11 protein-coding genes are annotated in these 11,682 nt (G+C 40.4%); 3 read left to right on the top strand and 8 right to left on the bottom strand.

Annotated elements, in window-relative coordinates:
- Positions 1 to 26 precede the first annotated feature (26 nt).
- The 6 genes from purH to ABJD71_RS05660 form a co-directional block, all read right to left on the bottom strand.
- The gene (purH, locus tag ABJD71_RS05685) at positions 27 to 1,625 is read right to left on the bottom strand and encodes a bifunctional phosphoribosylaminoimidazolecarboxamide formyltransferase/IMP cyclohydrolase (protein ID WP_348165869.1); all 1,599 of its coding nucleotides are present in this window, start codon (positions 1,623 to 1,625) and stop codon (positions 27 to 29) included.
- Between the two features lie 117 nt (positions 1,626 to 1,742).
- Positions 1,743 to 2,036 carry a DNA-binding transcriptional regulator Fis gene (fis, locus tag ABJD71_RS05680; protein WP_133469908.1) on the bottom strand — a complete coding sequence of 98 codons (294 nt, stop codon included), beginning with the start codon at positions 2,034 to 2,036 and terminating at the stop codon, positions 1,743 to 1,745.
- Between the two features lie 31 nt (positions 2,037 to 2,067).
- Entirely contained in the window at positions 2,068 to 3,081 is a 1,014-nt protein-coding gene (gene dusB / locus ABJD71_RS05675) for a tRNA dihydrouridine synthase DusB (RefSeq protein ID WP_348165927.1), read from the bottom strand.
- 260 nt (positions 3,082 to 3,341) lie between these two features.
- Positions 3,342 to 3,539 (bottom strand): hypothetical protein, encoded by a 198-nt coding sequence (locus tag ABJD71_RS05670; RefSeq protein WP_348165866.1) that lies wholly within the window; start codon positions 3,537 to 3,539, stop codon positions 3,342 to 3,344.
- 55 nt (positions 3,540 to 3,594) lie between these two features.
- Positions 3,595 to 3,912: a DUF962 domain-containing protein gene (locus ABJD71_RS05665; RefSeq protein ID WP_348165863.1), complete on the bottom strand. Its 318-nt coding sequence runs from the start codon at positions 3,910 to 3,912 to the stop codon at positions 3,595 to 3,597.
- A 136-nt stretch (positions 3,913 to 4,048) separates the two neighbouring features.
- Positions 4,049 to 4,957: a LysR family transcriptional regulator gene (locus ABJD71_RS05660; RefSeq protein WP_348165860.1), complete on the bottom strand. Its 909-nt coding sequence runs from the start codon at positions 4,955 to 4,957 to the stop codon at positions 4,049 to 4,051.
- Between the two features lie 176 nt (positions 4,958 to 5,133).
- On the opposite strand from ABJD71_RS05660, the gene ABJD71_RS05655 reads away from it, so the two are divergent.
- The gene (locus ABJD71_RS05655; protein WP_348165857.1) at positions 5,134 to 5,700 is read left to right on the top strand and encodes an NAD(P)H-dependent oxidoreductase; all 567 of its coding nucleotides are present in this window, start codon (positions 5,134 to 5,136) and stop codon (positions 5,698 to 5,700) included.
- Between the two features lie 44 nt (positions 5,701 to 5,744).
- The gene (locus tag ABJD71_RS05650) at positions 5,745 to 6,584 is read left to right on the top strand and encodes a pirin family protein (RefSeq protein ID WP_348165854.1); all 840 of its coding nucleotides are present in this window, start codon (positions 5,745 to 5,747) and stop codon (positions 6,582 to 6,584) included.
- A 295-nt stretch (positions 6,585 to 6,879) separates the two neighbouring features.
- Here ABJD71_RS05650 and ABJD71_RS05645 read toward each other — a convergent pair whose 3' ends face one another.
- Both ABJD71_RS05645 and ABJD71_RS05640 read right to left on the bottom strand, forming a co-directional pair.
- A complete protein-coding gene (locus ABJD71_RS05645) occupies positions 6,880 to 8,961 on the bottom strand; it encodes an ExeM/NucH family extracellular endonuclease (RefSeq protein WP_348165851.1) in 2,082 nt (693 codons plus the stop codon).
- Positions 8,962 to 9,214: 253 nt separating this feature from the next.
- Entirely contained in the window at positions 9,215 to 10,486 is a 1,272-nt protein-coding gene (locus tag ABJD71_RS05640; RefSeq protein WP_348165848.1) for an alpha/beta hydrolase, read from the bottom strand.
- 292 nt (positions 10,487 to 10,778) lie between these two features.
- Between ABJD71_RS05640 and ABJD71_RS05635 the strand changes: the two genes are divergently transcribed.
- Entirely contained in the window at positions 10,779 to 11,624 is an 846-nt protein-coding gene (locus ABJD71_RS05635; protein WP_348165845.1) for a tetratricopeptide repeat protein, read from the top strand.
- Positions 11,625 to 11,682 lie beyond the last annotated feature (58 nt).

Here is an 11,682-nt window from a genome sequence, read left to right as displayed (position 1 = left end):
AATGCTTATTTATAGAGAAACGGTTCTTAGTGCTTAAAGTGACGCATACCAGTGAAGACCATAGCAATGCCATGTTCGTCCGCTGCATCAATCACTTCTTGGTCACGCATTGAGCCGCCAGGTTGAATAATAGCGCTTATACCAGCTGCTGCAGCGGCATCAATACCATCACGGAACGGGAAGAATGCATCAGATGCCATTACCGAACCTTCAACTTGTAACTCTTCGTCAGAAGCTTTGATCCCCGCTATTTTGGCAGAGTAAACACGGCTCATTTGACCAGCGCCTACGCCGATTGTCATACTGTCATTACAATAAACAATGGCGTTAGATTTGACGTATTTGGCGACTTTCCAAGTGAACATTAGATCTTTAAGCTGGTGTTCGGTAGGTTTTACCTTAGTAACAACTTGCAGTTCGTCTTGTTCTACCATACCAAAGTCACGGTCTTGCACTAATAAACCACCATTAACACGTTTAAAGTCATGACCTTCGGTTAGCTGCCCTTGCCAATCACCGCATGCAAGTAAACGTACATTTTTCTTTGCTGCGACTACTGCAACAGCTGCATCGCTAATCGTTGGCGCGATAATCACTTCAACAAATTGACGGTCAACAATAGCTTGGGCTGTTGCTGCATCTAACTCGCGGTTAAAGGCAATAATGCCACCAAAGGCTGAGGTTGGGTCTGTTTTAAAAGCGCGGTCGTAAGCGGTTAAAATATCGTCGCCTAATGCTACACCACAAGGGTTTGCGTGTTTAACGATAACACATGCAGGCACATCAAATTCTTTAACACATTCTAAGGCAGCATCGGTATCGGCGATATTGTTGAATGATAGCGCTTTACCTTGAAGTTGAGTCGCAGTAGCAACCGAGGCTTCTTGAATGTTGTTCTCAACATAGAATGCTGCTTCTTGATGGCTATTTTCACCGTAACGCAAATCTTGCTTTTTAGTGAATTGCATATTGTAAGTACGTGGAAATTGGCTGCTCTCAGGCTCACAAGACTCCGCTTCTTCTATCATTGTGCCAAAGTAATTAGCAATCATGCCATCGTACTCTGCAGTATGTTCAAAGGCGGCTATGGCTAAATCAAACCGTGTTGCTTGGGTAACGGTGTTACTATTGGCCTGCATTTCTTTAGTTACACGTGCGTAATCTTTCGCGTTTACAACAATCGTCACATCTTTATTATTTTTGGCTGCGGCGCGCACCATAGTGGGTCCGCCAATGTCGATATTCTCAATGGCATCTTCTAAGCTGCAGTCGTCGTTGGCAACTGTTGCGGCGAACGGGTATAGGTTGACTACCACTAGATCGATTGGCTGAATATTGTTGTCTGCCATAACTTGTTCGTCTTGACCACGACGAGCGAGTATTCCACCGTGGATCTTAGGGTGTAAGGTTTTCACGCGGCCATCCATGATTTCAGGATGACCTGTATAATCAGAGGCTTCAATAACTGTTAACCCGTTGTCGCTAAGTAGCTTTGCGGTACCGCCTGTAGATAACAACTCTACACCTTGGCTTGCTAAAAATTGTGCAAACTCTAACAAACCTGTTTTATCAGATACGCTGAGAAGTGCTCTTCGGATGGGTGTTACTGGAGAATCATTTTGCATGCTGGTTCCACTATTAATTAAAGCCAAAATACGAAGATAGGGTTTACTTGACTATTTGGTCATAGTCTTTACAAACAAAAAGAGCACCATAAGGTGCTCTTTTCTATACAGACTGGCTTAGTTCATGCCGTACTGTTTTAATTTCTTGCGGAGTGTACCACGGTTGATACCTAACATGATTGACGCACGGGTTTGGTTACCACGAGTGAAGGTCATGATTTCTTCTAGCATAGGTGCTTCAACTTCAGCCATAACTAACTCATATAAATTTTCGATGTTAGTGTTATCAAGTTGCTTAAGGTACTTGTTTACAGCTTGTTTTACAGAGTCGCGAAGAGGCTTTTGAGCCTGAGTTTGCGAAGGAGTCGTTACCGTAGTGGTAAAAGGAGAAGTTACATTTTGTTCGAACATATAGAAATCTTGCTCTTTAAGTTAGTCGTTATCATACAGCAGTTGAAGTAAGCGCGCCCAAAGACGTTATAGCTTGTTCATCTGCCAATTTATCAAAGTACACCGCTAATTCATCGAGTTGCTGCCTTGCATCTTCGATAACATTAAACTTTGCACGGAACAGCCGTTGCTGATCTTTTTCTGCCAAATACCAACCCACATGTTTGCGAGCAATTCTGCATCCCATAAAATCACCATAAAATTGATGAACATTGGCGACGTGTTCTAGCAATACGCTACTCACTTCTTCAATGCTGGGGGCAGCCAGTATTTGACCTGTTTGCAGGTAATGTAAGATTTCTCGAAAAATCCAAGGGTGACCTTGGGCGCCTCGACCAATCATTACAGCATCTGCTTCGGTGTATTCCAGAACGTACTTAGCTTTAAGGGCGTCTGTAATATCACCATTGGCGACAACAGGAATAGACACAGCTTGTTTAATAGCCTTAATGGTGTCGTATTCTGCATCGCCTTTGTACATACAGGCTCGGGTGCGACCATGCACCGCTAATGATTGAATGCCGTTGTCTTGTGCAATTTTAGCTATTAATAAGCCATTGCGATTTTCGACATTCCAACCTGTGCGTATTTTTAAAGTAACCGGAACATTTACTGCTGCAACCACGGCCTGAATGATTTTCTCAACCAGAGCTGGGTCTTGTAATAAAGCTGAACCGGCTAACTTTTTATTTACTTTTTTAGCGGGGCATCCCATGTTGATATCAACAATTTGTGCCCCGTTTTTAACATTAAATTGTGCCGCTTGTGCCATTAGTACGGGATCAGACCCGGCAATTTGCACAGAACGTAAGTCTTCTTCACCCTCATGATCCATTCGTTGTTTGGACTTATCTGTGTTCCAAACCTTAGGGTTAGAAGAAAGCATTTCTGATACCACTAGGCCCGCACCTAAACGTTTACATAATTGTCTAAACGGGCGATCAGTTACTCCAGCCATTGGCGCGAGCATTAAATTGTTTTCTAACGTATGCGGACCTATCTGCATCATATAAGGAGTTGTTTGCCTTTATTTAAATCGTGCAAAAAATGTTCGTCATGTCAAAAAGGGGCGCAAGTTTACGGTTTTTTTGTGAGCTTGAAAAGGCTCCAAATAAAAGATATTTGTACTTTTTTTAGTCAAACCATATTGACTTTAAAAAAACATAGGTTTTTTGAGGGATTCTTTCGATTTGCAGATGGGTTGACTGTAGAAACGGTCAACTTCAAAAAATTTTAAAAGGGGATTTATTTAAAATACTATTATATTTAATATGGAGCTCGCTGCTCATTTTTACGCTCTTGTCGCTGTCTATCTATTTCTTTTTGGCTTTTTAGATTCCAGCCCCACTTTCCGCGATCAGATTCTTGAGTTTCTGAAGCTGGTATTGGCTCACTAGCCGTTCTAGAAGTTTTTGCACAACTATTAAAAATCAAAACTATAAGTACACATAATAAATATTTCATAAAACCTCCTAATAATAAAAAATCTGTATGTTCAGTCTTAAATATTACAGTACAGCTAAAAGGGAATTTTTCCAAGTAATATGTCTTTGAACATGACCCAATCACCTAATAGGCTGTAAAAAGGATGTTTAAACGTAGCGGGTTTGTTGTGTTCAAAAAAGAAATGTCCTACCCAAGCAAAGCCATAACCTAAAACGGGTAATAACCATAACAGTGACCACTGATCGGTTACTAAAGTGTAAGCAACTAATATTAAAATTAATGCTGAACCAACAAAGTGTAAGCGTCGACAGGTGTTATTTTTATGCTCTGACAAGTAATAAGGGTAAAACTCAGCAAAGCTTGTAAATGTTTGTTGGCTTGTGGTGGTCATAATTAACGTTCCGTTCAGCGATTGTTCAAAACGGTAACATAGTGAGGTTTATGGAAATGTCTACTTAGCGACAATTCAAACAATATATAAATGGGTGATAAACGTGAAGGTAGCTGTAAGGCCATCAATGGAGTGCTTAATTGATCCGCCAATATGGCGTGTCACCAAAATAAGCTACTAGAAAGTCTATAAGTCCCCTGACCCGTTGTGATAGGTGCCGAGTCTTAGGGTAAACAGCATAGGCATTAACTGCCTTACCTGTTAGTTGTTCACAAAATAGTGGTACTAACTGTCCGGCGCTTATGGCTTGATAACAAATAAAGTCTGGCCCTAACAGTAAGCCTCTGCCAGCAATGGCTTCTTCACATAAGTAGCTGCCATTATTTGAGCTCACTGTAACGGGGATTTTGATTGTCACTTCTGCACCATCACCTGAAGTAAATCGCCAAGCATCAGGGATGAGGTTATATCTCAAGCGAACATGTCCATTGTTTAAATCGCTAGGGGCTTTAGGTTCACCATACCTTTTTAAATAAGCGGGGCTAGCGCATAAAACAGGGGTCATAGAGGTTATCTTTCTGGCAATTAGGCGAGAGTCTGCCAAATTAGAAATTCTGATGGCCAAATCGTACCCATCCTCTATTAAATCCACTTTTCGGTCGTTGAAGTCCACATCAAAAAAGATATTGGGGTGCGCATCGTTAAATTGGCGTAGAGCGGGTGCTAGGTGTTTAAGCCCGAAGGAAAAGGGCACTGAAAGTCTAATTTTACCTGCGAATGAACAGTGCTCATCTTTTATACTAGACTCAACTTCGGCTAAGTCTTCTATGATACGAATACATTCTTGGTAATAATTGCGACCTGAATCAGTCAATATTTGCGAGCGAGTCGTGCGGGTCAATAATGTTACACCCAGACGCTTTTCTAATTCGGTTAACTTACGGCTTACCGCCGATTTCACTATGTCTAGCTGTTCTGCGGCTTTAGTAATGCTGCCTGCCTCAACAATACGTACAAAGGTTTGCATATCTTCAAATTGATTCATTCGCTTTTTAGTCCGCCCCTTTTCAGTTACCTCTAGCGAAGAGCCTAACATTTAGTATTATTGTTCACAACAGGAGAACAATGATTTCAGTTTTAGGTTATTTTTCTTTTTTATATCAACAGTAATATAGCTATCAGTTCAGAATCATTCCTTAAACTTTATTGGAGAATATAAAAATGAAAACAGTTTTATCAATTAATTCCAGCGGTCGTTACCAAGATTCTTTAACCAGACAAGTGTCTGCAAAGTTAATCGCAGAACTTAAAAGTCAGCATACAAATTTACAAATAAATGAACGGGACATAGCCTCAGGTTTATCTTTTATCGATGAGCAGTGGATTGGCGCAAACTTTACTGACCCTGAGCTAAGAGGGCAGCCTCAGAAGGAAGCGTTAGCTTTTTCTGATGTGTTAGTGAAAGAGCTGCAAGATGCAGACGAGATTGTCATCGGTTCCCCAATATATAATTTTGGTGTTCCTGCTGTCCTCAAAGCCTGGGTTGATTTAGTGGCTCGTGCTCGCGTCACTTTTCGTTATACCGAAAATGGTCCAGAAGGGTTACTAAAAAATAAAAAAGTGTACTTGGTTATGGCTTCAGGTGGTGTACCAATTAGCAGTGCAATGGATCTAGCGACTCCCTACTTAAAGCAGGTAATGGGCTTTATCGGGATCACAGACGTTACTGTCGTAGATGCGACTAAAATAGATTTAGGCAGCGATAACATACTTACCAACTCGCAATGAACTTAATCGTGCATATTTTTTAATTTGAAAAAAGGAGCCCCAAAATGGCTAAATTTAGAAATATACAACAGGTGTATAGAGGGCTACCTGCTTCAGATGGCGCTGGGGTGCAATTGACTCGTATTATTGGTACTCCTTATATCAATATGCTTGACCCTTTTTTATTGTTAGATGCCTTTGGCTCTGACCAGCCTCAAGATTATATCGCAGGATTTCCGCCTCACCCCCATCGCGGTTTTGAGACTGTCACTTACATGCTAGCAGGCAAGATGCGACATCAAGACAGTACAGGTAACAACGGCATTATAGAAGCTGGTGGGGTGCAGTGGATGACAGCAGGAAAAGGAATTATTCACTCAGAAATGCCAGAGCAAGAACAAGGTTTGTTGTCTGGGTTTCAATTGTGGGTAAACTTACCCAGCTCAAACAAGATGACCGAACCCAGTTACCAAGAGAAAACCCATGATGAAATTCTTATCGAAGAGCGTCAAGGTGTAAGTATAAAGGTTATTGCGGGCACCACACAAAATGGCACCCAAGGCATAGTAAATAATACATTTGTTGAACCGATTTATTGGGATATTCATCAGCAAGTAGGTACGAATTTTACTAATACTGTCACTCTAGGACACAATGCTTTTATCTATGTTTACGAAGGAGCCATTCTACTACATGGCTCAGAGGAGACTATTACCCATGGTCAACTAGCCGTGCTGACAGATGGTGATTCGGTTGATATAACCGCGATAAAGGATGCTAAATATTTGCTCATTGCTGGTAAACCATTAAATGAGCCTGTCACCCGTGGTGGACCTTTTGTGATGAATACTCAGGAAGAAGTCAATCAAGCATTTAGTGATTACCAAGTGGGAAAACTTGCTTAATGCCAACCCCCATTCATAAGTCGTTACTCAGCGAGAGTTTAAATGTGCTTAATCAAGGTGTTTGAATGAATAGTGGTGCTCTTTTGAGTCCGAGCAACCCAAAATCGCTGCAATATGAGTTGTTAGACTGCTTCGAAAACCAATAGGTATCCTGTATGCCCTAAGCAACTAGCCCCATCTAGAGAAGTGTATCAGGTGTCTAATAAACGACAATTTAAGTAATAATGAGACAAAAAAGCCACATCAGACAGTTTGGCTGATGTGGTTTTCTATAGATGCTTTATATGACAACATCTTAATGAGTCACTTTTCTACGGAAAAGCAAGGCTCCTAAGCCTAGTAATAAGAATCCTAGGCCAGTTGAACCACCTGAACCATTGTTAGATGAGGTGTCATCGTCTTCAGGTTCCTCTTCTGGCTCGTCAGCGGCAAACCTTACAGATACGATGAAAGGGTCGTGGTCAGAACTTCTATATGAGCCAAGGTCAGTAAAGGCATAACCATCTTTAACACTGAAGTAACTTAGTGCTTGGTCATATTGCAATTGGTAAACCTCAACAGAGTTGATGTTCCAGTGTGTGGCATCAACAATGTCATCCATAAATGCACTACTAGCTAAAACATGGTCTAAACTCCCCACCTGCATAGAACCGTAATACCAATAAGAGAAGCCTTCAGGATCAAAGGTTTCGGCTACGTTTTCATAACCATAAGTTGTGGTAACGTCTACCGAAGCACCTTCATCTAACTCTGTACGAGCTGCTGTGGTGATAGTGTATCCACGCTCTGCAGGGTCGTAATCAGTTAATACGGCAAGAGGATCTTCAGCTGAGTATGCATTCAAATCACCTAAAATCATCACTCTGTCTGTTAAATCAGCGGCCTCTAAGGCGTCACCTAAAGTCACGGCTGCTGATACACGTAGCGCATTACAACTACCTTGAATGCTATCAGTATCTGTTGTTTCTACAGAATCTTCATAACATCCTGAGCCTTTAGACTTAAAGTGGTTAACGACTACTGCAAATGACTCATTGCTTTCGTCATGGGTGAAGCTTTGTAACAAAGATACACGCATCTGTGCATAACTAGTGTCATCAGATAACAACTGTGATGGCATATCAATTTTAATAGCATCGCTTGATGGCGTAACAACAGATGCACGGTAAATTAAGCCAACGGCAATTGCATCACTACCTATTAAACTTTCGTCTTGGGTAGCAACAAAACTGTATGCATCAGTGTCGATTTGTTCTGCATTGATGGCATCAACAAGTGAGTGAATAGCACTAGTGTCATCAAAACCATCGTTTTCAATTTCCATTAAACCAATAACGTCAGCGTCCATTGAGGTAATGGCGGCTACTATGCGAGCTTGTTGTAATACAAATTCAGTCTTGTTTTCAGCTCCACGGTTGGTGTCGTAGTCGAATGTAATACCGCCATGACCATCGTCATCACCATTAAAATAATTCAGTACGTTGAAGGTGGCAATTTTCACGTCTCCTTCATCAATGCTTGGTGCGGCTTCACGCGCGCTTTGAACCGTAAAGCCTTGTTCTGTGGCGTTTATGCGGTACTTACCGGAGTAATAATTAAGTGGACCACTTGCAGATACGGTATCACCCACACCAATTGCATCGGTGTAACTAAAGTTATTATAAAAACTTAAGCTTTTTGGGTAACTGTTAGAGGTATTATCTTCAACGTAAATCGTTGTGGCCGCATTATCTAGAACTACCTTTTTATATTCGGTGGTTAGCGGTGCATAAAGGTCTGTTGGTTGGCGTTTAAGTCCTTCACTTAGTCCTAACTCTCCATATTGCCAAAGTGTTTTGGTATCAAATACGGTCAATTTTGAAACGCTTACTACCATGCCCTCGTAAAACTCTAAGTCATCACCTTCATCTAATGGCAGATTGACTGTAGCTGGGGTTGTTGCAGTAGCTTCTCCGCATTCTAGTACCTTTGTTACGTCTTTAACCTGAGTTAAATCGTGATATTCATCTACTGTACCCAGTAAACGTACACTTGTATTTATCGTCGGTAAATTGTCTGAGTAATAAACAAAAATTCCTTCTGAGGTTCGGCTGTCTTCATCTTCATCAGTTGTTTCTTCTTGCATGAAAAAGCCGTTATTACGAAGACCAGTTACCACCCCTTCAATGATCACTGGTGAACCATTTAGAGGAGACTTGGTACCTGTGCCTTGAACGGCGCTTATATATTGGAAGCCTTCAGAATCAGTCGCATGACATGCACCTATTGCTATTGGCTCTTCTGCGAATTCATTTAAATGTTGCTCAGCAATTATTTCTTCAGCGTAAATTAAAAGCAAAATAGCCAAAACTAAGTAAGTTGGAATAGCTTTTAACATGTTCTTCTCTCTTAAATATTGTGTTTATTTTTATGTTTCGGCTAAATTTTTAAAGACTATGAGAATCATTAAAACTCATGAGATTAGATAAGTTGAACTGTTTGGTCAAGTGTTGCAGTTTTGGCAAAAACTATAGATAGTTTGAGTCTTAAATTACATTTGAAGCATTGTGACATGAATAAATTGACTTGCTAATTAATTTTGTTTTTCAGCTAAAAGTTGCTCATTGGCAGCGGCTGTCTCTTCATTTCATCTAATGAGCAATTAGATAGTCCATATTGAGTAACCAAAAATTATTTTCAATCTTAAAAAGAGGCCTTCTTTCTGAGCCTGGTTGTGCGTTATATAATATGAGATTAATTAAGTCAGAGCTTACTGCTGGGTTACTATGAAAATAATCATGGCCAATAAAGCTATTAGATGTAGGTACTTTAATTAAGCTTACATTTCCAGCTGCTTTAAATATTTCTCGTTCATTCACGTTAATATCTTGGGTATTTAACCTTCCAAAACTAATCGTATTCGTTAACCATTGTGATAACCCCAGCGCGCTATCTTCTTGAGAGGTATAAATGGTGATCTTTCCAAATGCAGGCCCAAACTGCTCTGCCATAAGTCTTTGCTTGATAATGCCAAAATCTAAATCTGGGGCTGCGAGTATTAAGTTTTCAATACGCAAATCTTGCCTTGGATTTCCCCCTGCCGCTCTATTTTCAATAATGAGCTCTCGCAGAGTAGTTGTTACTACATCAGTCCCGCGGCTGTGGGCAATTATATGCATGTTTTCTATTTTAGGATTGTTGAACAATGCCCGTAAAGTTTCTTTCAAATGAAAAATGGTAAACTGGCCAGATTCTTTGTCAGCAAAGTAACCAGTTATACCACCAGCAGCGGCTGGCCATGAGTAAACAATAGGTACCCCTTGGCGCTGTAGAAAATGCCAAATTCCTGCAAGTGTAAAAATAGAGTCTTCAAACGTATTATTAAACCCATGTACAAATAAAATAACGTCATTGTTTGTAGAGAGTTCTAATTGGTCGTTAACTATTTTATTAAGTTCATTCTCATGGAATTGCTTTTTTTCTTGAACAGACTTATCAATACTTAGCCGCCCTTGTACTTGGGTAAACTTATATGGCGACATTGGGTAGCGGCCTAATTCCTCTGTTTTTTCTAATACATAGCCCAAATCAACAGACCGTTTAGGAGCGTTGCTTTGAGCTACCAGTTCGTTCCATGGTAACGAAGGCTCTTCAAAATTAACTTTTGCTATGCCGTAAGCCATAGATGATGACCGCTTAGCATTATATTTTTGGCCAACTTTCTGCGAGACTGCCCGATCGGTGACATAAATTAACTTCATACTTGTTTTGCGTAGAGCAACAGGTACTTTGCTTTCTAAATACGGTGTGTTGAGAAATACATTGGGTGTTGGCATTAGAGCAGGTTTTGAGGTACACGAAGATAATAAAAAGGCAAGTGCAGCAACAAAAATGTAATATGTATTTATACAACGATCAAACATATCTTGCCCCTTAGTAACTTTATGAGGTTATTTGATAGTGGAATATATAGATGTGAAAGACTAATTAGTTATTTTCATTCAACGAATCAATAAATCATTTATTTAATACACTACACCTTTGTGGGTAATGTTAGCACTGAAAATGTATTTTTTTCATTTAGAGATAAGAATGGGTTGGTTTATATTTCGTCAAAATGACAAAGTTACGCTCCATAAAAGGATTGCTGTTGTTCCTTGAAATCAGCGTTTTCGGCCCCATCCCCTTTTCAACAGAATTACTATGGATACCAATATGAATAGTGTTATCAACATCACCCCAGAAAACTTCCAGCAGGTTATCTTGCAAGACTCACAAACTAAGGTTGTGATGGTGGAGTTTTGGGCCGAAGGTTATGAGCCAAGTCAGCAACTTGCACCTGTGTTACAAAATGTAGCGGCTAAATTTAGTGACAACCTTATTCACGCCCGAGTCGATTGCCAGACTCAGCAGGAAATTGCGGGGCAGTTTGGTATTCAAAACTTGCCAACGGTTATGTTGATAAAAGAAGGTCAGCCTATTGATGGTTTTGCTGGGGTGCAAACAGAAGCAGAAATTATTGCCAGTTTTGAAAAGCATTTACCCAAACCAGAAGATGGTTTGTACCAACAAGCCGTTGAGCTGGTAACAAATGGTGATTATCAACAAGCGTACACGCTGCTAAAACAAGCTCATGAGCTTGATGCCACCCGCGCTGATATCAAATTATTACTTGCTGACTGTCAAGTTGAATTGGGGCAAATTAAACCAGCAAAAGCTTTGTTAGAGACAGTCGGTTTAGTTGATCAAGACGCCCTGTATAATAGTATTTTAGGTAAAATAGAGTTAGCCGAACAAGCTGCCGAGTCACCCGAAATAAAAGCACTTCAAGCTGAACTTGCAGCTAACCCTGATGACCTAGAGCTTAAAGTAAAGTTAGCAGTACAATTACATCAGGCCAATCAAACCGAAGAGGCGTTAGAGCTTATTGTTTCTGTGTTGCTAACAGACTTAAACTTTGGTGAAGCGAAAAAACTAACCTTAGATATGATTAATGCACTGCCCGATGGCGACCCGTTAAAATCAAAATATCGCCGAAAAATTTATAGTTTGTTGTATTAACACGTCAGGTTAGGCGCTGTTAATACAGCTTGTTGGTACAATAGATATTTAAAATTAG

The sequence above is a fragment of the Paraglaciecola sp. genome, from assembly GCF_039943935.1.
Taxonomy (GTDB): Bacteria; Pseudomonadota; Gammaproteobacteria; order Enterobacterales; family Alteromonadaceae; genus Paraglaciecola.
The sequence above is the reverse complement of the archived record's forward strand: the minus strand, read 5'-3'. Positions and strand labels throughout refer to the sequence as shown.

Excerpts from the sequence above, each read along its gene's own strand:
- purH (WP_348165869.1), bottom strand. The coding sequence starts at position 1,625 with ATGCAAAATGATTCTCCAGTAACACCCATCCGAAGAGCACTTCTCAGC.
- fis (WP_133469908.1), bottom strand. The coding sequence starts at position 2,036 with ATGTTCGAACAAAATGTAACTTCTCCTTTTACCACTACGGTAACGACT.
- dusB (WP_348165927.1), bottom strand. The coding sequence starts at position 3,081 with ATGCAGATAGGTCCGCATACGTTAGAAAACAATTTAATGCTCGCGCCA.
- ABJD71_RS05670 (WP_348165866.1), bottom strand. The coding sequence starts at position 3,539 with ATGAAATATTTATTATGTGTACTTATAGTTTTGATTTTTAATAGTTGT.
- ABJD71_RS05665 (WP_348165863.1), bottom strand. The coding sequence starts at position 3,912 with ATGACCACCACAAGCCAACAAACATTTACAAGCTTTGCTGAGTTTTAC.
- ABJD71_RS05660 (WP_348165860.1), bottom strand. The coding sequence starts at position 4,957 with ATGAATCAATTTGAAGATATGCAAACCTTTGTACGTATTGTTGAGGCA.
- ABJD71_RS05655 (WP_348165857.1), top strand. The coding sequence starts at position 5,134 with ATGAAAACAGTTTTATCAATTAATTCCAGCGGTCGTTACCAAGATTCT.
- ABJD71_RS05650 (WP_348165854.1), top strand. The coding sequence starts at position 5,745 with ATGGCTAAATTTAGAAATATACAACAGGTGTATAGAGGGCTACCTGCT.
- ABJD71_RS05645 (WP_348165851.1), bottom strand. The coding sequence starts at position 8,961 with ATGTTAAAAGCTATTCCAACTTACTTAGTTTTGGCTATTTTGCTTTTA.
- ABJD71_RS05640 (WP_348165848.1), bottom strand. The coding sequence starts at position 10,486 with ATGTTTGATCGTTGTATAAATACATATTACATTTTTGTTGCTGCACTT.
- ABJD71_RS05635 (WP_348165845.1), top strand. The coding sequence starts at position 10,779 with ATGAATAGTGTTATCAACATCACCCCAGAAAACTTCCAGCAGGTTATC.